Origin of the sequence: Klugiella xanthotipulae (genome assembly GCF_006716695.1) — a bacterium.
In the GTDB taxonomy this organism is placed as follows: domain Bacteria; phylum Actinomycetota; class Actinomycetes; order Actinomycetales; family Microbacteriaceae; genus Klugiella; species Klugiella xanthotipulae.
This window is the reverse complement of record NZ_VFPN01000001.1, coordinates 1,129,035-1,152,274: the sequence shown is the minus strand read 5'-3', so window position 1 is coordinate 1,152,274 and position 23,240 is coordinate 1,129,035. Positions and strand designations below refer to the sequence as shown.

General features: G+C 60.1%; 24 protein-coding genes and 2 rRNA genes. 15 read left to right on the top strand and 11 right to left on the bottom strand.

From position 1 onward, the window contains the following. The first annotated feature begins 285 nt into the window (after positions 1-285). The 12 genes from FB466_RS05190 to FB466_RS05135 all read left to right on the top strand — a co-directional run bounded on the left by FB466_RS05190 (position 286) and on the right by FB466_RS05135 (position 11,828). Positions 286-3,397: ribosomal RNA gene (locus tag FB466_RS05190) — 23S ribosomal RNA — on the top strand. Between the two features lie 126 nt (positions 3,398-3,523). Further along, positions 3,524-3,640 (top strand): 5S ribosomal RNA (gene rrf, locus FB466_RS05185). A gap of 282 nt (positions 3,641-3,922) precedes the next feature. Further along, on the top strand, positions 3,923-4,786 hold the full coding sequence (locus FB466_RS13710) for a G5 domain-containing protein (RefSeq protein ID WP_141916405.1): 864 nt from the start codon (positions 3,923-3,925) through the stop codon (positions 4,784-4,786). Between the two features lie 199 nt (positions 4,787-4,985). Beyond that, positions 4,986-5,222, top strand: coding sequence for a 50S ribosomal protein L28 (rpmB, locus tag FB466_RS05175; protein ID WP_141916404.1), 237 nt, complete (start codon positions 4,986-4,988; stop codon positions 5,220-5,222). Continuing rightward, positions 5,222-5,389, top strand: a complete 168-nt coding sequence (rpmG, locus tag FB466_RS05170; protein ID WP_141916402.1) for a 50S ribosomal protein L33 — start codon at positions 5,222-5,224, stop codon at positions 5,387-5,389. Before rpmB ends, rpmG begins: the two co-directional genes overlap by 1 nt. A gap of 2 nt (positions 5,390-5,391) precedes the next feature. Next, positions 5,392-5,697 (top strand): 30S ribosomal protein S14, encoded by a 306-nt coding sequence (rpsN, locus tag FB466_RS05165; RefSeq protein ID WP_141916400.1) that lies wholly within the window; start codon positions 5,392-5,394, stop codon positions 5,695-5,697. A gap of 121 nt (positions 5,698-5,818) precedes the next feature. Beyond that, the gene (locus FB466_RS05160; RefSeq protein ID WP_141916399.1) at positions 5,819-6,934 is read left to right on the top strand and encodes a glycosyltransferase family 4 protein; all 1,116 of its coding nucleotides are present in this window, start codon (positions 5,819-5,821) and stop codon (positions 6,932-6,934) included. A 147-nt stretch (positions 6,935-7,081) separates the two neighbouring features. Beyond that, positions 7,082-7,360, top strand: coding sequence for an HU family DNA-binding protein (locus FB466_RS05155; protein WP_141916397.1), 279 nt, complete (start codon positions 7,082-7,084; stop codon positions 7,358-7,360). 115 nt (positions 7,361-7,475) lie between these two features. After that, the gene (locus FB466_RS05150; protein ID WP_141916395.1) at positions 7,476-9,551 is read left to right on the top strand and encodes a bifunctional copper resistance protein CopD/cytochrome c oxidase assembly protein; all 2,076 of its coding nucleotides are present in this window, start codon (positions 7,476-7,478) and stop codon (positions 9,549-9,551) included. A gap of 251 nt (positions 9,552-9,802) precedes the next feature. Beyond that, entirely contained in the window at positions 9,803-10,612 is an 810-nt protein-coding gene (locus FB466_RS05145; protein ID WP_141916394.1) for a hypothetical protein, read from the top strand. Then, entirely contained in the window at positions 10,609-11,376 is a 768-nt protein-coding gene (locus FB466_RS05140; RefSeq protein WP_141916392.1) for a WXG100 family type VII secretion target, read from the top strand. The genes FB466_RS05145 and FB466_RS05140 overlap by 4 nt, the downstream gene beginning before the upstream one ends. Further along, the gene (locus tag FB466_RS05135) at positions 11,373-11,828 is read left to right on the top strand and encodes a hypothetical protein (RefSeq protein WP_141916390.1); all 456 of its coding nucleotides are present in this window, start codon (positions 11,373-11,375) and stop codon (positions 11,826-11,828) included. Before FB466_RS05140 ends, FB466_RS05135 begins: the two co-directional genes overlap by 4 nt. Positions 11,829-11,846: 18 nt before the next feature. Here the strand turns inward: FB466_RS05135 and FB466_RS05130 are convergent, their stop codons facing one another. Both FB466_RS05130 and dcd read right to left on the bottom strand, forming a co-directional pair. Next, positions 11,847-12,371 carry a hypothetical protein gene (locus tag FB466_RS05130; RefSeq protein ID WP_211344755.1) on the bottom strand — a complete coding sequence of 175 codons (525 nt, stop codon included), beginning with the start codon at positions 12,369-12,371 and terminating at the stop codon, positions 11,847-11,849. Between the two features lie 43 nt (positions 12,372-12,414). Further along, entirely contained in the window at positions 12,415-13,020 is a 606-nt protein-coding gene (dcd, locus tag FB466_RS05125; protein ID WP_141916389.1) for a dCTP deaminase, read from the bottom strand. Between the two features lie 138 nt (positions 13,021-13,158). Between dcd and FB466_RS05120 the strand changes: the two genes are divergently transcribed. Further along, complete coding sequence (locus tag FB466_RS05120) at positions 13,159-13,518, top strand: ImmA/IrrE family metallo-endopeptidase (protein WP_141916387.1); 360 nt, start codon at positions 13,159-13,161, stop codon at positions 13,516-13,518. An 82-nt stretch (positions 13,519-13,600) separates the two neighbouring features. Here FB466_RS05120 and FB466_RS05115 read toward each other — a convergent pair whose 3' ends face one another. The 9 genes from FB466_RS05115 to FB466_RS05075 form a co-directional block, all read right to left on the bottom strand. After that, positions 13,601-14,044, bottom strand: a complete 444-nt coding sequence (locus tag FB466_RS05115; protein WP_141916385.1) for a hypothetical protein — start codon at positions 14,042-14,044, stop codon at positions 13,601-13,603. A gap of 14 nt (positions 14,045-14,058) precedes the next feature. Further along, positions 14,059-14,361: a hypothetical protein gene (locus FB466_RS05110; protein ID WP_141916383.1), complete on the bottom strand. Its 303-nt coding sequence runs from the start codon at positions 14,359-14,361 to the stop codon at positions 14,059-14,061. Between the two features lie 35 nt (positions 14,362-14,396). Continuing rightward, positions 14,397-15,215: a peptidoglycan recognition protein family protein gene (locus tag FB466_RS05105; RefSeq protein WP_170206033.1), complete on the bottom strand. Its 819-nt coding sequence runs from the start codon at positions 15,213-15,215 to the stop codon at positions 14,397-14,399. Between the two features lie 348 nt (positions 15,216-15,563). After that, entirely contained in the window at positions 15,564-17,942 is a 2,379-nt protein-coding gene (locus FB466_RS05100) for a glycosyl hydrolase family 28-related protein (protein WP_141916380.1), read from the bottom strand. 311 nt (positions 17,943-18,253) lie between these two features. After that, on the bottom strand, positions 18,254-20,485 hold the full coding sequence (locus FB466_RS05095) for a glycosyl hydrolase family 28-related protein (protein ID WP_211344754.1): 2,232 nt from the start codon (positions 20,483-20,485) through the stop codon (positions 18,254-18,256). A gap of 152 nt (positions 20,486-20,637) precedes the next feature. Continuing rightward, positions 20,638-21,282, bottom strand: coding sequence for a DUF7341 domain-containing protein (locus FB466_RS05090; RefSeq protein ID WP_141916378.1), 645 nt, complete (start codon positions 21,280-21,282; stop codon positions 20,638-20,640). Next, entirely contained in the window at positions 21,275-21,565 is a 291-nt protein-coding gene (locus FB466_RS05085) for a hypothetical protein (protein WP_141916376.1), read from the bottom strand. Before FB466_RS05085 ends, FB466_RS05090 begins: the two co-directional genes overlap by 8 nt. Before the next feature lie 128 nt (positions 21,566-21,693). After that, positions 21,694-21,903: a helix-turn-helix transcriptional regulator gene (locus FB466_RS05080; protein WP_211344753.1), complete on the bottom strand. Its 210-nt coding sequence runs from the start codon at positions 21,901-21,903 to the stop codon at positions 21,694-21,696. Continuing rightward, complete coding sequence (locus FB466_RS05075) at positions 21,903-22,139, bottom strand: helix-turn-helix domain-containing protein (RefSeq protein ID WP_141916375.1); 237 nt, start codon at positions 22,137-22,139, stop codon at positions 21,903-21,905. The genes FB466_RS05080 and FB466_RS05075 overlap by 1 nt, the downstream gene beginning before the upstream one ends. Before the next feature lie 170 nt (positions 22,140-22,309). Here FB466_RS05075 and FB466_RS05070 point away from each other — a divergent pair, with 170 nt between their 5' ends. Next, positions 22,310-22,774 (top strand): hypothetical protein, encoded by a 465-nt coding sequence (locus FB466_RS05070; protein WP_141916373.1) that lies wholly within the window; start codon positions 22,310-22,312, stop codon positions 22,772-22,774. Further along, positions 22,771-23,214, top strand: a complete 444-nt coding sequence (locus FB466_RS05065; RefSeq protein ID WP_141916371.1) for an ImmA/IrrE family metallo-endopeptidase — start codon at positions 22,771-22,773, stop codon at positions 23,212-23,214. Before FB466_RS05070 ends, FB466_RS05065 begins: the two co-directional genes overlap by 4 nt. Positions 23,215-23,240: the final 26 nt, after the last annotated feature.

The window sequence follows — 23,240 nt, the reverse complement described above, 5'->3', positions numbered from 1 at the left end:
TCTTCGGGGATTTGGAACGGGCTGTGCCGGGGGTGTGGTGTTTGCACGCTGTTGGGTCCTGAGGGACCGGGCATGACCTTTGGGTTGTGACTGTTCCTTCTGGGCCTTACTGAGGTCAGGAATTGTTTCCTGGTTGAGGTTTGGTACCGCCCGTACTTTGAGAACTACACAGTGGACGCGAGCATCTTATTGACAGCAACTTTTGTTGTTGTTTTTACAAGATCTAAATTTTTATAGATCATTGGTCAATTTTTCTTTAATGATTAATCGATTCAACTCATGTGATTTCAAGTTTATAAGAGCAAACGGTGAATGCCTTGGCATCTGGAGCCGAAGAAGGACGTAGTAATCTGCGATAAGCCTCGGGGAGTTGATAAACGAACTGTGATCCGAGGATGTCCGAATGGGGAAACCCCGCTGGGCTAGCGATAGACCCAGTGACTCCCGCCTGAATATATAGGGCGGGTAGAGGGAACGTGGGGAAGTGAAACATCTCAGTACCCACAGGAAGAGAAAACAAAAGTGATTCCGCTAGTAGTGGCGAGCGAACGCGGAAGAGGCTAAACCGGTCATGTGTGATACCCGGCAGGGGTTGCATGGTCGGGGTTGTGGGACTTTTCATTGGTTTCTGCCGAAGCCTGAGAGTTAGAACGTTGTATAGGCGAATGGTTTGGAAAGACCAATCATAGAGGGTGATAATCCCGTAGTCGAAATGCAGCAATCGCTCGAAGAGTATCCCAAGTAGCACGGGGCCCGAGAAATCCCGTGTGAATCTGTCAGGACCACCTGATAAGCCTAAATACTCCCAGATGACCGATAGTGAACAAGTACCGTGAGGGAAAGGTGAAAAGTACCCCGGGAGGGGAGTGAAATAGTACCTGAAACCGTTTGCTTACAATCCGTTGGAGCAGCCTTGTAGCTGTGACAGCGTGCCTTTTGAAGAATGAGCCTGCGAGTTAGTGATATGTGGCGAGGTTAACCTGTGAGGGGAAGCCGTAGCGAAAGCGAGTCTTAATAGGGCGTTATAGTCGCATGTTCTAAACCCGAAGCGAAGTGATCTATCCATGGCCAGGTTGAAGCGCGTGTAAGAGCGCGTGGAGGACCGAACCCACTTAGGTTGAAAACTGAGGGGATGAGCTGTGGATAGGGGTGAAAGGCCAATCAAACTTCGTGATAGCTGGTTCTCTCCGAAATGCATTTAGGTGCAGCGTTGCGTGTTTCTTACCGGAGGTAGAGCTACTGGATGGCCGATGGGCCCTAAAAGGTTACTGACGTCAGCCAAACTCCGAATGCCGGTAAGTGAGAGCGCAGCAGTGAGACTGTGGGGGATAAGCTTCATAGTCGAGAGGGAAACAACCCAGATCACCAAATAAGGTCCCAAAGCGTGTGCTAAGTGGAAAAGGATGTGGAGCTGCTTAGACAACCAGGAGGTTGGCTTAGAAGCAGCCACCCTTGAAAGAGTGCGTAATAGCTCACTGGTCAAGTGGTTCCGCGCCGACAATGTAACGGGGCTCAAGCACACCACCGAATTTGTGACATTCATATTATTGGTAGGCCTTCGTGGTCCAGCCGTGTGGATGGGTAGGAGAGCGTCGTGTGGCGAGTGAAGCGGCGGTGTAAACCAGCCGTGGACGCTACACGAGTGAGAATGCAGGCATGAGTAGCGAAAGACGGGTGAGAAACCCGTCCTCCGGAAGACCAAGGGTTCCAGGGTCAAGCTAATCTTCCCTGGGTAAGTCGGGACCTAAGGCGAGGCCGACAGGCGTAGTCGATGGACAACGGGTTGATATTCCCGTACCGGCGAAAAACCGCCCAAGCTAATCTAGTAGTGCTAAGAGTACTAATCCTGGTTTCGAGCCCTTCGGGGTGAGTTTCTAGGGGTAACCCTCGACCCCGTTCTAGTGCGGTTAGCGTATTAACAGGTGTGACGCAGGAAGGTAGTCAATCCCGGGCGATGGTTGTCCCGGGCTAAGGATGTAGGGCGAACGATAGGCAAATCCGTCGTTCATGTGTCTGAGATCCGATGGGGAGTCTTAAGTGACGAAGTTGATGATCCTATGCTGCCGAGAAAAGCATCGACGCGAGGTTTTAGCCGCCCGTACCCCAAACCGACTCAGGTGGTCAGGTAGAGAATACTAAGGAGATCGAGAGAATCGTGGTTAAGGAACTCGGCAAAATGCCCCCGTAACTTCGGGAGAAGGGGGGCCTGAGGCGTTAGCGGACTTGCTCCGTGAAGCGTTTGAAGGCCGCAGAGACCAGTGGGAAGCGACTGTTTACTAAAAACACAGGTCCGTGCTAAGTCGCAAGACGATGTATACGGACTGACGCCTGCCCGGTGCTGGAAGGTTAAGAGGAAGGGTTAGCTTTGGCGAAGCTCTGAATTTAAGCCCCAGTAAACGGCGGTGGTAACTATAACCATCCTAAGGTAGCGAAATTCCTTGTCGGGTAAGTTCCGACCTGCACGAATGGCGTAACGACTTCCCAGCTGTCTCAACCGCGAACTCGGCGAAATTGCATTACGAGTAAAGATGCTCGTTACGCGCAGCAGGACGGAAAGACCCCGTGACCTTTACTATAGTTTGGTATTGGTGTTCGGTGTGGCTTGTGTAGGATAGGTGGGAGACTGTGAAGCTTGGACGCTAGTTCAGGTGGAGTCATTGTTGAAATACCACTCTGGTCACTCTGGATATCTAACTTCGGACCCTAATCGGGTTCAGGGACAGTGCCTGATGGGTAGTTTAACTGGGGCGGTTGCCTCCTAAAAAGTAACGGAGGCGCCCAAAGGTTCCCTCAACCTGGTTGGCAATCAGGTGGCGAGTGTAAGTGCACAAGGGAGCTTGACTGTGAGACTGACAGGTCGAACAGGGACGAAAGTCGGGACTAGTGATCCGGCAGTGGCTTGTGGAAGCGCTGTCGCTCAACGGATAAAAGGTACCTCGGGGATAACAGGCTGATCTTGCCCAAGAGTCCATATCGACGGCATGGTTTGGCACCTCGATGTCGGCTCGTCGCATCCTGGGGCTGGAGTAGGTCCCAAGGGTTGGGCTGTTCGCCCATTAAAGCGGTACGCGAGCTGGGTTTAGAACGTCGTGAGACAGTTCGGTCCCTATCCGCTGCGCGCGTAAGAAATTTGAGAGGATCTGACCCTAGTACGAGAGGACCGGGTTGGACGAACCTCTGGTGTGTCAGTTGTTCCGCCAGGAGCACCGCTGATTAGCTACGTTCGGAATGGATAACCGCTGAAAGCATCTAAGCGGGAAGCCGGCCTCAAGATGAGATTTCTATCCCTTCGGGGGAGAGGCTCCCAGTAGACGACTGGGTTGATAGGCTGGATGTGGAAGTGAGGACTAAAGACTCATGGAGCTGACCAGTACTAATAAGCCGATAACTTGATAACACTTTTCTATATTGATCCTGATTTTGTGATGATAACGCGTCCACTTTGTGGTTCTCGATGTACGGTCGAGAACTAGTGACACAAACTTTGTTGTGTGTTACTTTTCGTTTGATACATCAATAGTGTTTCGGCGGCCATAGCGCGAGGGAAACGCCCGGTTACATTCCGAACCCGGAAGCTAAGACTCGTTGCGCCGATGGTACTGCAGGGGGGACCCTGTGGGAGAGTAGGTCACCGCCGAACTTAACCTGTGAGAAAGCCACCCAGAAATGGGTGGCTTTCTTGCGTTAACAACTTCTTTCTAGCTGTGTTCTCCTTCCTGTGGGTTTGTTGGCTTGCTGAGAGTTACTGTTCCTCTCGTTCTTCGGATGACGGCGAGTTTTTCTATCGTCGCGCCTGTACTCAGCCAGAGGTGCGATTTTGCGAGAATCGCACCGTCTGAGATGATGTTGACGGCACGCACATACTGAGTGATCGGTTTGTGAAACCGTGTGCCGCTTAATGGTGAGCGAAGAGGGTGGGGATATGAACGAGCAGTACGAAGGTGCCCGTAAGCACGCGGGTGTGCAGGGTGTCGAACAGTTGGCTGGGAAGCGCAACGAGGAGCGCGAGGATGCGATATCCCTGCCGTGGCCCATCGCCCGGACCGCCGTCCTGGTGGTGGCAGGAGGGTGTGCGCTACTGGGACTTCTCGCCGGTGGCCTGGGGGGATTTTTGATCTTTGTGGGCTTGCCGCTGCTGATTGTGGGTCTGTGTGGGACAGCATCCGGTCGGCTGCACACGCTGTGGTTGCGGTCACGACGTGCTTCTGTTGTGACCCTCGGGGCCGGGCTGATTGTGGTACTGGTGGGTTCGGCCGCATACGGAGCGCAGAGGGATCCGGATGTTTCGGTCGCGGCGGTCACCACATCCGGGCATTCGACAGCGCTACCCAGCTCTACGCCGACAGGGCCGGTGGTGACGGAGGCCGACGTTCCCGTCGTGGAGCCGATTCCCTTCGAGAGCACGGTTGCGGAGAGCGGCGGGATGGATGTGGGCACCAGCGTTGTGACGGTATCGGGCGTCAACGGCGAGCGGACCACGATGTATCGCGTGACCTACGAGGATGGTGTGGAGGTGGCCCGTGTGATTGCCTCAACGACGGTGACTCGGGAGCCGGTCAACCAGGTGACGACCAACGGGACCAGGGTGCCCGCTCCGGTGCCGGCACCCGCTGCGGCATCCGGATGTGATCCCAACTACACGGGGGCGTGCGTTCCCGTTGACTCTGACGTGGACTGCTCTGGCGGAAGCGGTAACGGCCCTTCCTATGTGAGGGGGCCGGTGACGGTGGTCGGGAGTGATATTTACGATCTGGATCGGGACGGTGACGGGATCGCCTGCGACTAGAGCATCCGAAAACGGGGGTCGGGTCACAGATTCGCGTTGGCATAGTTGGCAGAATGTGTGTATAGTTGCTCTTTGGCTGTGTGGACTTCCCCGCACAGATCGCACAGGCGCTCTCAGCTCTCGAAAGATGGCCAGAGGCTTGTGCCGACAAGAGATCTTGGGCAGGACATTCGTCCTGCGGTATTGATGGAGGATAACTATGGCAGCAGTCTGCCAGGTGACCGGAGCCGTTCCCGGCTTTGGGCACAACATTTCACACTCACACCGACGCACCAAGCGTCGTTTTGACCCGAACATCCAGAAGAAGACGTACTACGTACCGTCGCTTCGTCGCAACGTTACTCTGACACTGTCGGTAAAGGGCATCAAGGTCATTGATGCTCGCGGTATCGAGTCGGTTGTTAAAGACCTGCTCGCCCGAGGGGAGAAGATCTAATGGCTAAGGCACAAGACGTACGTCCGATCATCAAGATGCGTTCGACTGCAGGCACGGGATACACCTACGTGACGCGCAAGAACCGTCGTAACAACCCCGACCGCCTCGTGCTCAAGAAGTACGATCCCGTAGTGCGTAAGCACGTTGAATTCCGAGAGGAGCGCTAAACATGGCTAAGAAGAGCATGATTGCGAAGAACAACCAGCGCCAGGAGATCGTCGCGCGCTATGCCGCGAAGCGTCTTGAGCTGAAGAAGGCCCTGATTGATCCCAAGGGCACCGATGAGAGCCGTGAGGCTGCACGCGTGGGGCTGCAGAAGCTTCCCCGCAACGCGTCGCCCGTGCGTGTTCGGAGCCGCGACGTGATCGACGGCCGTCCCCGTGGTGTGCTCACCAAGTACGGTGTCTCCCGTGTGCGTTTCCGCGACATGGCACACCGTGGTGAACTGCCCGGTATCACCAAGTCGAGCTGGTAAGCATCCGTTCGGGGCAACTCGAATAATCAAGAGGGCATCATCCATCAGGATGATGCCCTCTTGATGTTAACGGTTGTGCGCCGGAGGGTGGTGCGGGATGCCGCTGGTAGTCTCGATAACCATGAAGGTTCTGTTCGACGCCCGCTACATTCGAACCGACTTTCACGACGGCATCAGCCGGTACTCGGCCGAGTTGGGGGCGGCGCTGGCCGAATTCATCCCGGTAACCTTTCTCATCCACGATGACGCGCAGCGGGCCTCACTGCCTGCGGGTGCCGATTGCGTGCTGATCCACCCGCCGACCTCGGCGAAGGAGCCGTGGACGGCGCGCATTCTGAACAAGCACCGACCCGATGTGGTGTTCTCACCCATGCAAACAATGGGGACGGCCGGGCGCCGCTTTGGCCTGATTCTGACCCTGCACGACATGATCTACTATCGACACCGCACGCCCCCCCGAGACCTGGCCTGGCCAATCCGGCTGGGGTGGCGGATGTTCCACCTGAGCTACCTGCCTCAGCGGGCAACGCTGAACGCGGCGGATATGGTGGCGACCGTGAGCGAGACGAGTAAGCGAGACTTTGAGCGGGTGCGGCTGACGAAGCGACCGATTGTGGTGATCCCGAATGCGCCCCGCCCGGATGATGCGCTGAGCCCCTACCGTGAGGTGCCGAGGGAGGCTCCCACCAATCTCATCTACATGGGCTCGTTTATGCCGTATAAGAATGTGGAGACGCTTATCCGGGGGATGGCGGGCCTGCCCCAGCACACATTGCACTTGCTGAGCCGGATCAGCCCCCAGCGCAGGGCGGAGCTTGCGGCCATCATTCCGTCGGGCTCCCGGGTGGTTTTTCACGGCGGGGTGACGGATGAAGAGTATGCCCGATTGCTGCGGGATAACGCCATCTTGGTGAGTGGAAGCAAAGATGAGGGGTACGGATTGCCCCTGGCGGAAGCGCTTGCCCTCGGGGTATCGGCTGTGGTGAGTGACCTCCCCATCTTCCGGGAGGTTGCGGCGGGCGGTGCCCTGTATTTTGCGCCGGATAGTCCCGAAGATTTTGCCGAAAAAGTGCGGAAACTCAACGATTTTGAGGTGAGGGAGGCCGTGATCGAGAGCGGGAGCGCGCACATCCGTACGTTCTCCTGGACGCGCTCCGCCCAGATTCTGCTGACGACGCTGCAATCGGTCACGGAGAAACGGCAGCTCGCACGGAAAACACGACACGCTGCATCTTGAAATACCGCCGAAAAATGCAGAATTTGCGCGAAAAGCTGGTAGATTACAGGCGATCGTTCGATCACGCGAGGCAGAACCTTTTGCCGAGCGACAGAACAAACGGGCTGTAGTTTCAGCAGCACTGAACGTCCAAGGAGGACACCCACAATGTCATTGAACAAGACTGAACTTGTTGTCAAGATCGCTGCGGAGACCGGCCAGAGCCAGGCTGCTGTACTCAGCGTTGTTGACGGCTTCTTTGCTGCCGTGTCCGAGACCGTTGCTGCTGGCGGTAAGGTCACTGTTCCCGGCTGGATCGCCTTCGAGTCAGCCGACACCTCCGCTCGCACGGGTCGCAACCCTCAGACGGGTGAGACCATCAACATCCCCGCGGGCAAGCGTGTCAAGGTGAGCGTTGGCAGCAAGCTGAAGGCTTCGGTCAAGTAGTCCTTCCAAGACTCTGAGGGAGCGCACCCACTCGGGGGCGCTCCCTCTTCGGGTTAAAGCCCACACAACCCCGGCCCGGTGTGCTCGACCCCACGGTAGCGCGTAGGGTAGACGTGTGCCCCGATTACTCCGCGTCGTTGGGCCTGGTCTTCTGCTGCTATCCGGGCTTATTGCGCTACTCATCAGTCTTGCCGTTGGTGGAGCAGCCGCCCCGCCGACCAGCGCGCTCTCTTCGATTGACCCCGGTGCTGCGGTTCGTTATGGGCGCCCCATCGCCGGACTAGTGGTGAATCTCTCGGCTGCAGTCGCCATTGGCTCTCTTGTCCTGGCGTGCTTTGCGCTATCTCCCGGGAAAAAAGAGTACGACCTGGCGCTGGATACCGCAGCAGGTGCGGCGGGTGCCTACACCGTGAGCGCAATAGCCGTCACGATCCTGACCTTCCTGGAGATCGCGCCCGACGTCACATTTGGCTTTGACGATAAGTTTGGGATGGCGCTGGGGCAGTTCGTCTCCCAGATTCCACTCGGTCAGACCTGGCTTGTTGTCATACTGCTCGCGTCGATCGTGACGGTTTTGTGTTTTGCCGTGCGAGACCAACGCGTGTTGCTTCTCGTTGTTGTTGTCGCCCTGGCGTCCCTGGTGCCCATGGCTTTGCAGGGTCATGCCGCCGGCAGCGCCGGGCACGATGCCGCTGTGAACGGGCTCGGGCTTCACCTGGTTGCGGCTGCGGTGTGGCTGGGCGGGCTTGTGTGCCTGGCCATCCTGTCGCCCCGGGTGGAGGCCAAACGGATGATTATCCTGGTGGGTCGGTACTCGTCATTGGCGCTTCTCGCTTTTATTGTGGTGGCTTTTTCCGGTTATGTGAGTGCTCAGCTGCGCCTGGGAACGCTTGAGAGCCTGTGGGGCCCCTACGGGATTCTTGTGCTGTCTAAGGTGGGCCTGCTGACGATCCTCGGGTTGTGCGGGGTTTTCCAGCGGAAATTTCTGACGGGGAAGATGTCACAGACACCCCGGCTGCGGATGCGCTACTTCTGGGTGCTCGTCGCCTCCGAACTGTTTTTTATGGGGGCTGCTTCCGGCGTTGCGGTCGCCCTTGGCCGGACCCAAACCCCGGTGTCACAGGTTCCCGCTTCCGATGTGGATGGTTCCCAACCCGCGCAATTCCTCACCGGCGAACCCCTTCCGCCGGAAATTACGGGCATCGGCTCGTACTTTACCGAGTGGCGCTTTGATCCGCTGTGGACGTTGATTGTGGCGTGTGGAATCTTCTTCTACCTGGCCGGTGTGTGGCGACTACGCAAGCGGGGGGACTCCTGGCCTGTGTACCGCACGGTGCTGTGGTGTCTCGGTCTCCTCGCCCTCTTCTACGCCACTAATGGCGCGCTCAACGTATATGAGCGCTACCTTTTTAGCGTGCACATGATGGGGCATATGGTGCTGACCATGGCCATCCCGGTGATGCTCGTGTTTGGCGCTCCCGTGACGCTTGCTGCCCGCGCGGTTAAGAAGCGTCAGGATGGCTCGCGCGGAGTTCGTGAGTGGATTCTGTGGGCCGTGCACACACCCTGGGCCAACGTGATCTCCCACCCGATCTTTGCGGCCATCATGTTTGCCGGGTCGCTGTGGGTGTTCTACTACTCGGGCCTGTTCCGTTGGGCGACAACCGAGCACCTGGGGCACCAGTGGATGCTTGTGCACTTCCTGATGAGCGGGTACCTATTCGCCCAATCACTTGTGGGAATTGATCCGGTCAAGTATCGCTTGCCCTATCCGTTCCGACTGTTGCTGTTGCTGGGCACCATGGCATTCCACGCATTCTTTGGCCTGGCGATTATGACAGGCACGGGCCTGATGCTCGCCGATTGGTACGGAGCGATGGGTCGTACGTGGGGGGCGCTTCCGCTCGTTGACCAACAGAACGGCGGTGGCATCGCGTGGAGTATTGGGGAGATCCCCACCCTCGTGCTGGCCATTATGGTGGCCGTGATGTGGAGTAAAAATGACGATAAAGAGTCCAAGCGCACCGATCGCAATGCGGACCGGACCGGTGATGCTGATCTGAACGAGTACAACGCGATGCTGGAGCAGATGGCGGCCCGCGATCAGCGCGCTGACGAGCGGGCGGCGGCACGGATCGCGGCGGCTGATGCTGCTAGTGGTGCGGCGAAGGCGGGCACGGCCGTCGAGTAACCGCGGGTATCGCCAGAATCGTGTCATGCGGTGGGTCCACGGGGGGGCAACGTTGTGATGGGAGGGCGGTGTCACCCCTGTGGAAAACACATTGCGTTGTGAATAACACATGCCGTAGGGTGTCACATGGTTGTGGGTCGGATTCTTTACCCGAAGACACAGCGGTGGGGGCGTTGCCGAGATATCGGGACGCCCTTTTCTGTGGGTGTCGGTGGTGTCGGCTATAACGGGTGATGACGAGAGGTGAGAGTGTGGCGAGTGACGATTACATGCTGGTGGTGGAAGCGGAGGTTTTTCCGGAGTTGACCGGCTTTTACCGGGATCAACGGGCCGCTGTCGAGAGGGCAAGCGGAGTTCTCACCGCACACGGTGACCTGGGCGGTGGTGAGTGGGGTGCCATCCTGAAGCCGTTGAGCGGGCTTTACGCATCGGGCGTCCGGGTGACGGGGGAGATCCTCTCAGGTCTCGGTGAGATGTTCGACGGGGTCACGCACAACCTCACCGGTTATCTGGCGGATACCATTCGAGAGGAGGAGGCTCGAATACGCGAGATTGGTCGCCTCGACCAGCCCCGTGGGGAGGGCCAGGAGGTGCCTGGTGGGGAAATGCCGGGGGCGGGGGAGCCGGCCAGCGCGGATCCGGCCGCAGAGGAGGGGCCCGTGAGAGAAATTGCTCACGAACCGGTGCCGGACAATTCCGTTACTCCGCTTCCGGCTGTTGCGATTGACCCTGTTCTCGGACCCCCGGGGGGGAGGGATTCGCTTGAAAACCACACTCTGCCCCTCGCTATTGCCCCTCTGGGTGATGGTGACGGAGCAGCCCCCGATGTGGATCGGCTGCGTGAGGCATCCGCCTGGGAACGTCGTGCGGAAACGGATCCTCTGGGGCGCACCGCCGAAGAATTGCGGGTGGCCTGGGAGAATCGTGACCCGATCAGCGTACCCGAGCCCGAGGCTCTTGCCGACGGTGTGCAGGGGTCCGCTGACGGTTCTGGGAGGTCAGGCTCGTGGGGCAACATCCACTACCCGTCGTATTTTGAGGCGAGGGGGAACAACTCGTGACTATTACCGCGCCAGCCGACCCGGTATCCTGCCTGTCTCTTCCTCGGAATGGTCCGGATAATTTTCTGCACGACACTGTTGTCGAACTCCAGGGGTGGATGCGTCCGGTTGATTGGGTGCTGAGCGAGGTCATTAGCTGGAGTCCCATTGAGGAGTGGATTGTGAAGCCGCTTGGGGGCGACTGGGGGGCTATGCAACTCGCCGCCGATGCGTGGACGGGGGTTGGTAAGGCCATTGCTGCGACGGCGGAGAACCTGGAATCGATCCCGGCCCAACTCGTCGGCAGGTGGGAGGGTCAGGCCGCTAGCGCGTTTATGCAACAGAACCAAGCTGTTGCAGAGCGGCTAGCAGACTATCCGGATGTTTGCTTTTCGATTGCCGAGTTCTTGGAGAACTTGATCCGCCTGATGAAGGCGGCGCTCGCGGTGATTGTGAACACCATCAATCTGTTGATCGAGCATCTGAAGAATCTGTCGCACCTCGTGTCCGGGGCCGATGATATTTGTGGACGCATTGACGACATCCGCAACCTTCGGAATCGGATCGCCACCTGGTCGCAGGACGCCGCCGATGCCGCGAACACGGTGCTGGAGGCTGTCAATAATTTCTTGGCGTTTTTGCGGAACCTAGAAGGGGAGGCGGACGATGTGGGTGACCTGTTGAAACGTATTCGGGACAGGGTCCTGGGCGTACTTGGGCGGGGCTCCTCCGGGCCTGAATCGTCACCCGGTGGTGGCGCTGGTCGGTCGGTGGGGGCGCGATGAGTCGGTCAATTCACCTTAACAGTATGCTCGCCGAGATGCGGGAGGCGGCCGAGGAGCTAACCCAGCAGGCCAGGCACCGCGCCGACGAGATTGTTCGAGTGCGCGCAGAGGGGGAGGATGCGGAGCGTCTCACCGCCCAGAAACGCCGTGCTGGTGATTGGGGGGCCGATTGGCGGACGCTTCAGGGCCGCATCGACCTTAACCAGACAAGCGCGGAGGACATCTACAACGGTCTCGACCACTCTCCTGAGGCTCGGGCGGTGCGCCGCGCAATCGGTCAGGGTCTGGCCATGACGCGCGCCGCCATGCTGGCGCGGCACGAGGCGGAGGCCGCGGTTGATCCGTTCACGCGTGACATTGCCACCATTGAGGTGAGCGGATACGACGTTGCACTGGTCTACCGGGAGGAGTTGCTGTGCGAGATCCAATCGGAGATTGACCGTCGGGGGTGACCGGGGAGAGGGTGGGCCTTATCCCCTGCGGGTGGCGAGCATTCGCTGCTGCAACCACCAGGTGCGGCCCTCATCATTGGAGACGTAGCCTTCCCAATCGAAGGATTTCTCGGTGATATTGAGGTAGTTCCAGCGGATGGGACGGCCATCTGTCTGTGTGCCATCCTGCAGGATATCGCCGTGACGGTCAATGGCCACCAGCGCGCAGAACTCGTTGGTGGCCGTGCCAAACCAGTTCACCCGCCACGCCCCGATGGAGGCGTCATAGACGCGCACGGAGGAGCCGAACGCCTCGTCGTGGTTGCCCGTGCAATCGGCGGAGCCCGTGATCACATCCTGCACGGCGCGGCCGCCGAGCACGTAGGAAAATACCCAGGTGCGGTCGGACTCGGACCACTCCTGGGTGCGCTCGTTGAAGTATTCGTTGGCGATTGACCATGTTCCCACGAGGCGGCCGAACAGGGCCATGCGGGATGGGTAGGCGGCGGTGGGCGCGTCCGCAACCAGATGGCTTGCAAAGGTCTGGGCTGTTGGCACGCTCATGCATTCCAGCGTAACCGGCGAAGGGCCCGCGGGAAAGTGAAGATTACCGACCTGGGCTGCCGGCATCCGTCACGGTAACATCGCTCCGGTGGAAGTTGAGGAACGAGCGGGACGCCGTCGGCCCACGCTGCCCCTGGTACCGGGAGCTGTACTCCTGCGAGCCATAGGGGTGCTCGGCGGCAGAGGACAGCCGGAAGAAGCACAGCTGGCCGATCTTCATGCCGGGCCACAGCTTGATGGGGAGGGTGGCCACATTGGAGAGTTCGAGAGTGACGTGACCCGAGAATCCGGGGTCGATGAACCCCGCGGTGGAGTGCGTGAGTAGGCCGAGGCGACCCAGCGAACTCTTCCCCTCAAGGCGTGCGGCGATGTCGTCGGGCAGGGAAATTTTCTCGAAGGTTGAGCCGAGCACAAATTCGCCGGGGTGCAGGATGAACGGGTCGGTGCCATCCGTTTCGATCAGGTGGGTGAGGTCGGGCTGATCGACCGACGGGTCGATGAAGGGGTATTTGTGGTTATCAAAGAGGCGGAAGAAGCGGTCGAGGCGCACATCAACACTGGAGGGCTGGACCATGGAGGGGTCGTAGGGGTCGAGCCCGATGCGGCTGGCGGACAATTCGGCGGTGATGTCGCGGTCTGAGAGAAGCACGATTACAGCCTAGTGTGTGTGGGTTGGCGGGTACCGGCATGGAATGTCGGTGGTGTCGGTCACACTGGAGGAGTACCAAATGCCGACCCGGTTTTTCGTTCGGGTGGCGGTACAGCACACGAAAGGCCGTTACCCCTCATGTACGATCCGTTCCAACACGCAGAAGAGCTGGGCGTTAGCATCGTCTATCGTCGGCTGCATTCCGGCAGGGGGCTGTGGGTGCCCGAGGCGCGCACCGTCTTCCTGCAGCAGCGGATGGGTGCCGTGCATGAGCGAAATACTCTCGCTCATGAGCTGGGTCACGCGGTACTCGGCCACAGCGGTACGAGCGAAAAGTACGAGTTGCAGGCCGATCGTTTTGCGGCACGCAACCTGATTAGTCGCGAGCGGGTGCTGTGGCTGGCCCAGGAGCGCTCGGATGTGGCCGCCTGGGCGAGCGACCTGGGGGTGAGTGAGTATCTGCTCACGCTGTGGCTGCGCGAGAACAGGTCAGCGTGAACACACGAGCGAAATGTATCGTCGTTAACGACCGCCTGGCCCCCGCCTTGGGTTCCGAGGAACCGAATGCGGGGGCCAGGCGTCAGGTGGTGTATGAATCGCGAGTCTCCTTTCCGAGGCCGAGCCGGCCCAGCCACCCGTCTACGGCCGGGATGGCCATGATCTGAGTGAGTACTACCTGGATAGCGATAAGCTGCCCCATCGTGGCAACGAGCCACTGCGACGACCAGGTGCCGAGGACGATCTCGCGCAACTGCGGGAGGATCGGCAGCAGAGAGACGACCACCTGCAGCAGGCCACGCAGGACGCGCTGTCTGCTATCCAGCCGGTTGGCGGTGCGGACCTTAGCTAGCTCGCGGGCGGTCTCGGCCTCTGCGGCGGCGGCCAGGAGGACATCCACTTTCTGGGCTTCGGCCTCCTCTTCGGCTTCGACTTCAACCGCGGCGAGTGCCGCGGCTTCTGCCGAGTCCTCCAGTTCGTGCACAAACGGTGTGGCCGGGGCAATTGATGAACGGCGACGCACCATGATGCTCCTTTCTGTCAAGCGGGTACGATGGCACGGATGAGTGTAATGATGGCCACGAGGGCCGATACGCCGAGGGCCCCGTAGGGTACCCACGAGGTTGAGCGACGTTCAAAGCGCGTCAGGTCTCGTTCGTGTTTTTCGCGAACGCGCTTGAGCTCGAGTGCGACGTGCTCGCGAAAAAGCTCCCACTCGGCCCGGGTCACGTAGTTGGCTTCGAGTCGCTGGATATCGCTTTTAATCTCGATGAGATTGTTTTCCATGCGGGCCATAAGTCGGACGACTTCGGCCAGCGAATAGGATTTGGGATCATTGACCATGCGCATTCTCCCCCCTCGTGGTGGGTTCTCGGGCGTCACGCCCGGACGCCGCCGTTCCCCGGCTCGTCCCGGGTGAGGATATCTGCGAGAATCTCGTATCCTCGTGCGCTAATCAGTCGCGGCTCTCCCCAGATGTCGCGGCAGAGGGCGATCTCGCCCTGCCCTGACCACGTGGTGATGCCGCGTTTGGACTCGGATTTGAGCCCTTTAATCGGGTAGCGCGCGTCCACCCCCACGAGGATGTGCGTTTTTGTTCCTTTCACGTGGATGTAGGCCATTCCACTTCTCCTTATCTCTGCGAATACCCGCGCAACCTCCTGTTGTGCGAGAGCTTCCTGATCTGGCGGTGCAGCGGCACCAACGCTTGAACCGGGAGGGGATGATTCCAGGATCTGGTTGGCGCGGGCGATGAGCCAGCTCAGGTTGGTACCGCCCGGACAGGCGGTGGGTTTATCTGCGACTTCGTTGTGGCCGTAGACGTTGACTCCGCGGCGTAGCGGCAGGGAGTACTCCCACCGCCGAGCCGCGGACGCCATGATCTGTGCCGCCGACTCAAGGGTCGCCTGGCTGGGCGGCTGCATACCCGGTGCGTTGGCCAACTCAAAAGTGATCGACTTTGTGTTGCTCGCCCAGTTGTTGTTGGTCCACGGGGTGTCTCCCTCGGGGACCGAGGCCACGACATCCGCACCGGAGATGATGTAGTTGGCCGAGGGCGCACCCTGGCCGGTGGTGAGTGCGCGGATCGAGTTCTCTTGGTACCCCGCTTGGTGATGGATAACGAACAGGTTGGGTGTGCCGTTGGGGCGGCCACGGGTGTACTTCCGGCCGTCGGGGACGATGGTGCGGATATTCATCCGGGGGCTCCTTTGACACGATGCCGCCGCGACGTGGGTGGTCGAGGGCGGAATGCCGCGCACAGCACAGCGGACAAGAGAGAGAAACCGGTTGTGCTGTGCGCGGCCGACGGGCGTTACTGAGAAGCGCCTGCCGTGTGTTTCTGGTTGAACGGGGAAACACGCCCGTGTGTGCCGCGCGGTGTGACGCGGCACCTTCCCTGAGGGGGCTTGTGTGAGTTGGTCCACCCTGTTTTTTAGACAGCGGTAGAAGCTCATTGATAAATTTACACAAGTCGTTGCAGATAAGCAACACAATGCGGGAAGAATATTTTCAATTATTCTTCCCGCATGGGCGCACCCGTGCGATTATCCGTAGGTGTTGACCCGCATATTACTGATCGTGAAAGACGTGCCAGCGCTACCGGAATAATCGGTTTTCGTCGTGCCCCCCTCGGTTGTCACGGTGTTGCGGCAGGGGAGCACAATGCGGATATTCCTCACGGCCTGGGGATTCCAGCCCAGCTGATAGCTCCAGTCAACTCCCTGGTGATCGTTGTGGCGAACGAGACGGTAGTGTGTGCGCGTGGTAGAGACCGTGACCCCCCACGAGGAGGTTGTCGCGGTGGTGGTGAGGTACGCTTTCTTGTTTTCCTCAAAGAGGCGTCCGATCGTGTTGCCCCGGGCATCATTGAAGTCGATGTGGGGTCGGCCGAGGATATCGTCTCCCTCCACGTCAAAGCTGAACCCCGTGATTCGTCCGACGCCTGTTACCGGAATCACGAGTGCCGCGCTGAAGTCGCCCGCAGCCGTCTGGGTAATCTTAATCTCGCGGGAATTTTTGCTCTCGACGCCCGTCACGCTGGCGTTGATGGCTGTCCATCCGGAGAGCGCCGGAAAGCTGGTCGTGCTGTTTGTGATCCGGTGGGTGCCCTGTGGCATCAGGTCGTGCTGGGGGTTACGCCCCAGCAGGGGGATATCGTAGGACTCGGTCGCAAACCGGGGGTTGGTGATCGAGATCCGTCCGCCGCCCGTGCTGAAGGCCTCCACAGCGGGTGTGTGGAGGGAGCACTGGTCGAGGCTGACGCTCCCGAGTGGGCTGATGTAGAAGAGGAACGGGACCGGGTTGGGGATGTGGGGCGGTTCGTCCACATAATTGACGGTCATTACGGTCTGTGAAATGTTCACCGAGGCATTGCTGTGTACCGAGGCAAAACACTTATTGATGAAGGCGGAGTCGTCAGCGTCCGTGGGGTCGCCGGTGTTGGACTGGTTGACATAGGTGATGACTTCGCTGTTGTCGGTTGAATTTGGGTGACGCGATCCACGCAGCATCTGCCCGTCGCCCGGGGACTCGATGTGGCTGTTGGCGATGTTGATCTTGGCACCGTTCTCCGCGCGCAACAGCATCCCGAACCAGTCGAAGGAGCAGTTCATGAACTGGAAGGTTTCGCCGGCGGCCAGGTGGATCAGCCAGGAGAAACGATTGTTGTTCACGAAGTCGCAGTTGTCGTAGAAGATGCGCTCGCCGCGGTCTACGTGGCGGGTGGGTGCCGATGCCTTGGTGATGGGAACGCCGCTCTCCGTGTAGGAGACCGCGCCCATCTCGGCGGCCGGGAGGTAGGCGGCCGTGTTGTTGTCGCGGAAGGTGCAATCGCGAAAACCCGTCATGAAGGTGTAGCTGCTGATGCAGTGGGCGATGTTGAAACCCTCGAAAACGAGATTGTTAAAAGTCAGATGGGCATCTTTGCGGCGACCCCGTTCGAAGGTGCCGTTGACCGATTGAGACTCGCCAATTTTACCCTCGAGGAGCAGGCCGTTACAGGACCTGTTTCGCGCGAAGAAGCGGATGCCACCGCTGTGCACGAGTCGGTTATGCGCCGTTGACCCGTTGCGGAACGGTGCCGAGGAGACGACTCTGATGGCGTAGCTGTCGCGGTTTGTGGCTGTTCCGGCGGCCTTGGTCGCGGGCGTTGTTGCCTCCGGGGTTGCCGTGTTCAGGTCACACCAGATGCTGGCACCGGTTCCGTGTAGTTGGGCGCTGTAGGGGTCCCAGGTGAGCTGCCTCTTAATGCGATAGGTGCCGGGCGGGAAGACGACGGTGGCGAGCGCTCCGCCCAGATTGAGCGCCTTCTCCAGGGCGTCGCTATCATCGTGCACCCCGTCTCCGACGGCACCGTAGTCTGTCACAACGTTGCGGGTATAGGCGGAGGGGATCTGTGTGATTGTTGCGGTGGGGGCGGTGCCCCCCGCGATGACCGACAGGAGTTTGACCTCAATCTCGTCACCCGTCCGCACGGCGTCGAAGAAGAGACCGGTGTAGGGACCGGTTATATTCCAGAACGGTGACTGCTGACTGCCGTCGGCGGCGTAGTTGCGGAATGCGGTGGGGGTGGTCTTTGTGAGGGTGATACGTTGCCAACTTGTGGTCAGCGGGAGTGGCGTGTCTGCGCGATCCCAGATGCTGCCCACTCGCCCCCTGGCTGTGATGCTGCGACCCGTGATGGCGGTAGTGAGGCGCGCGTAGGCTATGAGGGTGTATTGCGTGTTGCGGGCAAGCTCCTCGATGCTAAATCCGATCCCCGGTTCGGTTGTGTTGGCGGTGAACTGTACGCGGGCGATGGTGGTGCCGGTCATGGGCTCAACGGTGGTAAAGAGCGTTGATACGCCGGGGTTGGTCAGCGCATAGCCGCTGCCCAGGCTCGTGATCTCGGGGGTAAAGGTATAGCGTGAATAAAAATTTTCCATGATTTCTTTCGTTGTGTGGACGCGCGGCGGCGTCCGTGGGGATGGGGCGCTCGGGCGCGGCGGTATGCCGATGGTGCGCGAGCGTGTGTGACGGTGGCGTCGGTGGCCCGATTGTTACCCCGTCGGTGGGCGGCCCGTCGCGGGCGGCCAGCAAAAAGCTCCTCACCGCCTGTTATAGATACAGCGGTAGGAGCTCGGTACTTACTCTAGGCAAAATGTTGCAATTAAGCAACACAAAGAGGCAAATATTCTTTGCAGAGAAAGGGGCCCGCCCGGACGCCGTTACGCACCACCCGGGCGGGCCTCAGTGACTAGCCGAAGTAGTTCACAAACGCCTCACCAACGTAGAACGTCTCACCGTTTGACCCGCTGCTTCGCACGAAGGCAATCCGCATATTCGTCACCAGGTCAGAGTTCCACCAGGTCTCGTGATCCACGTCTCGCACCAATTGGTAGGTGGTCCACTTTGTGGAAGAGAGTGTGATCGGGTTGCGCCCAAACTCGTCGTACATCGAGCCGAGCACGGTGCCCGTTCGGTCGAGAAAATCCATCCGCACGGTGTTGATCTTTCCGGCCGGCCGGGTACCGTCGGCGCGCAGTTTAACCGAGACTCCGGCGACCCGCAGTGGCCCCGAAACCGGAAGGGTGACCCGCAACTCTGCCGCTGCAGTGGTTCCGTGCACCATTCGAATCGATGAGGAGTGGATGACGGGGCTGGTTACCGCGGTCGCAGCACCCGTTCCCCCGTTCAGGTGGCCCCAGGTATCCGACACCGTCGCCCTCGGAAATTGGCCATCCCGAAGACGGTTATGTTTGGTGTTGAGCCCCAGCATAGGAATGAACTCGTCCTGCGTCCAAAACTTGGGCTGGCTGATGGTGAGCCGCCCACCCCCGGAGGAGAGTGCCCGCACCGAGGGTGTCTTCATGTAGCTCTGGTGGATATTGACCGATGCCCACGGGCTGATGTGGAACACAAATGGCAGCGGGTTGACCGTCTGGTCCATCTCGTAGTAGTTGAGCGTGATGACCGAATTGGTGATGTTCAGCGCACCCGTTCCCGTCACGTTCACAAAACAGCGGTTGTTGAACTGGTCGCCCCCGATCCCCAGAAGGATCTCGTTGTCGCGCAGCATCGGCGAGGGGTCGTACTGGCCGGCCGGGGGGCGGGGGTCGCTGGGACTCTCGATGTGGCAGCTGATGAGGTTGACCTTGGACCCATCGTCCACCCGCAGAAACATCGCCATCCAGTCGAAGGAGCAATTGATGAACTGGAAGGTTTCCGTGGCCTCCATGTGGATCATCCACGTGTATCGATCATTATTGGTGAAGGCGCAGTTCTCGTAGTAGACGCGCTCACCGCGGTCGATACCGCTCTTGGGCATGTAGAGGGCGGTCTTGTTGTACCGGAAAACCGAATCGCGGAATCCGGCCATGTAGGTGTAGTCCTCAATGCTGTGGGCGATATTGAACCCGCGAAGCACCATATTGGATACGGTCAGGTGGCCGTTCTTCCGTCGCCCGCTCTCGTAGGAGCCACCGACCTGGCTATCGTTACCGACAGCGCCCTTGAAGAGCATCCCGTTGCAGCGGAAGTTGGTTGTGTAGAACTCGATACCGCCGTTCGTTACGAGAGTGTTTCGTGCGGGTGAACCGCCCGGGAAGCGGGCTGAAGAGCAGACCCGCACCGCGTAGGTGTTGGGGTTGCTAATGTCGCAGAATACCGAGGCATCTTGGCCGTGGAGCTGGGCCCGGTACGGGTCCCACGTGATGGGTTTCGTGATCCGGTAGCAGCCCGCGGGCAGGAAGACGATGGCGGTGCTGTCACCCACATCGAGGGCGGCCTGGAGGGCGGCGGTGTCATCGGTTACCCCGTCACCGGTGGCCCCGTACTTTCGCACGTTGCGCACCGGCATGAAGTCGGTGTGTGGTCGAGCTTCCCCCGAGCTCCAGCGCTCGATGTCGCCGTTGACGGTGGAGAGTGCCTCCTCAGAGAGGAGAGACTGCGACTTATGGGGTTCCCCGGCCCACTCGGCCTCGGGTATCGTGCCGTCAAAGTACGGCCCCTCGAAAGACCCGTCGAGGAGGCACACCGTTTTCACCTCGATCCAGTCGCCGAGACGGGCCGCGGCGGATGCGGGGATCAGTACCCCCGTTGAGGTTGCGAGGGCCCCCGAGCCCGCCGACCCGATCAGTCGGAGGCTCTGCCACTGGGTCCCTACGGCGTACAGGTCGCCTGATGCGCCCCTGATCTGGAGTTTTAAATTGAGTTCGCGGGATGCCCGGAGTTCGACCAGGAGTGTGTACTCGCGGTTGGTCGTGATGTTGGCCGAGGTCAGCCCAATCGCCGTATCCGCGGTGGGTGGTGTGGTGTAGGTAGCCCGGAGGATATGGTCCCCTGTCGAGTCAACCTGCGGAGTGATCTTCAGTCCCGACCCCGTCGTGCTGCAGCCGACGATGGTGGTGGAGGCATTGCTGCCGTTCACGTCCCCGAGATTCAGTACCACCGTTTCAAAAGATGGGTTGGTGGCAAGGTTTATGAGCATAGTGTGGTCCTTACGTGGTCTTCACGACACCGCATCGGCGTGACGCGATGACGTGGTGGTGTTGGACATGCAGAACGCCGAAGCGTCGGGGGGCGTGTGGGCGCGACCCTGCGCGCCGGGCCGGAGCCGACGCGCAGGGTCGCGCGGGTGGGTTATGAGGGGGTCATGAGGCGCTGAACCTGATCGGCGAGGAGGGTCGCGCGGGCTTCCAACTCCCAGGCGAGCTCGCGGGCGTTCCAGGTAGCATCGCAGGCCCGGCAGTGGGCTCCAATATCTCTTTCGCCGCCGTCAACGCGGTAGCTCAGGACAAGGGGGCGCTGGTACTCCGAACCCGTGCTGGGGTTCCACCACGATGTGGCTTTGCATGCTGGGCACGGATAGGGCAGGTCCTGCATCCGGGCCGGCTCCAGCTTGTCGAGAATTTGCGCCCGCCATTCGCGGAGCTGGCGCACCGCGAATGTGGCCGGGGCGTCGGAGGTACGCATGGCCTGATAGGCCGTATACCAGGCGCGGAGGTCAACCGTGGGATTCCGGGTGGGTACGACATTCGCGATTCGGCACCAATCGGAGACCTGCGTGGCGATGAGGGTGAACCGGTAGAGGGCATCCGCGTCGATCACGGAGCGCTCGTGTTTGGCGCTTCCGGAGGAGCCGGTACCCACGCCCCCGCCGATGGCGTTGTGCAGCTGGGTGAGGAGAGGGGGCTGTTCAACGGTTTCGGTCGTGCCGTCATCCCGTGTGACGGTCACCTGAACGGGGGCGGTGAGCGCATCAACTGCGGCGAGTAGGTCAGTCATTGAGGTCCCCCTGTTGTGCTGCGTCGGACGACGGGAGGAAGGCGAGCGGGGTGGGGCTGCGGGTCGTGCTGGCCGCCGACGCGAGCGGGTCGTCTTGAGGTGGTCGGGGTGCTCCGATTCGGCGGGGGTTGCTCAGGTTACGTGGACAGTCTTCGCGGCCTCCCGTGAAGGGGTTGTGGCAGCGGCCACAGGAGTGTGCGCGGTTTTCGACGGTGGTGGTGGGGCCCCCCGCTATGGATCCTCCGGTCACGAGGGAGCGGCCGGGTGTAAAGAGATTTTTCATGGTGTTGGCTCCTGGGAGATGTGCGGCGGGGTGCTTCCCGCCGGTGGGTGTGGATCGTCGAGGAGCAACCGGAATGCTGGTTGAGCCCGCCGAGGCGGTCGGTTGTGCGACGTGTGGGGGAGGTCGGGCTAAACCCTGGTGGGTGATTGGCGTTCCATCTCTGCCATCCACTCGTCAACGGCGTCCAGGGAGTAGCGAACGAGGCGGCCCACCTTGGCGAAGGAGGGTCCGCGTCCGCCCAGGCTGCGCCAGTTTTGCAGGGTGGAGACGGCGACGCCGGTTTTCTCGGCGACCTCGCGTTCGGTGAGCCATCTGTGGGTCATCGTGGTGCCGTTCATCAGGCCTCCTCTCCGGTGGTGCCGGGGACGATTTCGAAGGCTTCGCCCAGGCTGAGGCCAAAGGCGTCGTGGACGGCAGCCATGAATGCGCTTGAGGGGGCCTTGCCGGAATCGACCCGGCGTAGTGTGCTGCGGTCCACGCCCAGGAGGCGCGCTTGTTCCAACTCGTTGACGATCCCCCGCGTCTCGCGGAGTCGTTGTAGTAGCCCCGACCGTATCCGTACTGAACTTGACATCTCTGTCCCCCATTGTGTAGAAAACTTGCTTCTATATATTGAAAGTATTCACCATCATGCGGGGACTCGCAAGTTGATCTATTGCACATGTTCATGAAATATCGAAGCTTTGGTGAATATTCGCGGATGTTGGGGTTGACAGTGTTGCAAAAATTCATCAGACTGGACACGTGAATTCGACCTTCAAAGAGCACCTGTTGTCCCTCACCGGCGAGAAGAGCCTCCGCGCTCTCGCCCTCCGTTCCGGAGTCGAGCCCAGCAAGCTCTACAAGCAGCTCAAATCTGAGGTCAAGGTGGAGTCGGTTGTGAGCGTCTGTCGCGCCTACAACCTCACGATGCTTCCCGTCTTCGTCGCCGCGGGCTTTATTACCGAGGGCGAGGCGCAGACGATGGCCGTGGAGGCCGCCCTGCAGAATGCGACCGACCGCCAGCTTGCCGAAGAAACCCTTCGTCGCGCTGTCGCCGGTAGCGAGCAGCCTGCCGGGGTGGAGGCTTCGTGGGAGCCGGAGCGTCCGAATGTCACACCCATCGGACAGACTGAGGACCTGCACACCACGAGCGTTGACTGGGGGAAAATGGCCGCCGACAAGAAAACCGATCGCAAGAGTCCGGATGAGAATCTGAGAACACCGTGACTCAACTGGAGCTGCCGGTGGCCGCAGCGCCGATGTACGGCCGAGATACGCTCGTTGACTCGGACTGTAGCCGCGACTACGACCCGTGGGAACACGCCGTATCGCTTGGCCTACCCGTCATCTACCGCAGCGATGTTCCGGAAGACTCCAATGCGCGCTACTCCCTGGAACACCGCGCCGTGTTTGTCCGCCCCGGGTTGCACGCCGCGGTGGAGCGCAGCACGATTGCCCACGAGATTGTGCACCACGAGCACGACGATGAGGGGTGCGAGACGATGCAGGAGGAGCGTGCGGATCGTATCGCGGCTGGTCGGCTTATCCGGCCATCCCTGCTCTGGCGCTATGAGGGAGTCACGGAGGACCCGGGTGCTATCGCCCTCGAACTGGGTGTGACTGATCACCTGATGCTGGCTTATTTGCGGTGGCACGCGCGGCGGTAACGTCGCGGGCACCTCCATCATCCAGT

Bases quoted from the DNA above. Each gene is read 5' to 3' on its own strand.
- FB466_RS13710 (WP_141916405.1), top strand. From the start codon at position 3,923: ATGAACGAGCAGTACGAAGGTGCCCGTAAGCACGCGGGTGTGCAGGGT.
- rpmB (WP_141916404.1), top strand. From the start codon at position 4,986: ATGGCAGCAGTCTGCCAGGTGACCGGAGCCGTTCCCGGCTTTGGGCAC.
- rpmG (WP_141916402.1), top strand. From the start codon at position 5,222: ATGGCTAAGGCACAAGACGTACGTCCGATCATCAAGATGCGTTCGACT.
- rpsN (WP_141916400.1), top strand. From the start codon at position 5,392: ATGGCTAAGAAGAGCATGATTGCGAAGAACAACCAGCGCCAGGAGATC.
- FB466_RS05160 (WP_141916399.1), top strand. From the start codon at position 5,819: ATGAAGGTTCTGTTCGACGCCCGCTACATTCGAACCGACTTTCACGAC.
- FB466_RS05155 (WP_141916397.1), top strand. From the start codon at position 7,082: ATGTCATTGAACAAGACTGAACTTGTTGTCAAGATCGCTGCGGAGACC.
- FB466_RS05135 (WP_141916390.1), top strand. From the start codon at position 11,373: ATGAGTCGGTCAATTCACCTTAACAGTATGCTCGCCGAGATGCGGGAG.
- FB466_RS05130 (WP_211344755.1), bottom strand. From the start codon at position 12,371: ATGAGCGTGCCAACAGCCCAGACCTTTGCAAGCCATCTGGTTGCGGAC.
- FB466_RS05120 (WP_141916387.1), top strand. From the start codon at position 13,159: ATGTACGATCCGTTCCAACACGCAGAAGAGCTGGGCGTTAGCATCGTC.
- FB466_RS05115 (WP_141916385.1), bottom strand. From the start codon at position 14,044: ATGGTGCGTCGCCGTTCATCAATTGCCCCGGCCACACCGTTTGTGCAC.
- FB466_RS05110 (WP_141916383.1), bottom strand. From the start codon at position 14,361: ATGGTCAATGATCCCAAATCCTATTCGCTGGCCGAAGTCGTCCGACTT.
- FB466_RS05105 (WP_170206033.1), bottom strand. From the start codon at position 15,215: ATGAATATCCGCACCATCGTCCCCGACGGCCGGAAGTACACCCGTGGC.
- FB466_RS05100 (WP_141916380.1), bottom strand. From the start codon at position 17,942: ATGGAAAATTTTTATTCACGCTATACCTTTACCCCCGAGATCACGAGC.
- FB466_RS05095 (WP_211344754.1), bottom strand. From the start codon at position 20,485: ATGCTCATAAACCTTGCCACCAACCCATCTTTTGAAACGGTGGTACTG.
- FB466_RS05090 (WP_141916378.1), bottom strand. From the start codon at position 21,282: ATGACTGACCTACTCGCCGCAGTTGATGCGCTCACCGCCCCCGTTCAG.
- FB466_RS05085 (WP_141916376.1), bottom strand. From the start codon at position 21,565: ATGAAAAATCTCTTTACACCCGGCCGCTCCCTCGTGACCGGAGGATCC.
- FB466_RS05080 (WP_211344753.1), bottom strand. From the start codon at position 21,903: ATGAACGGCACCACGATGACCCACAGATGGCTCACCGAACGCGAGGTC.
- FB466_RS05075 (WP_141916375.1), bottom strand. From the start codon at position 22,139: ATGTCAAGTTCAGTACGGATACGGTCGGGGCTACTACAACGACTCCGC.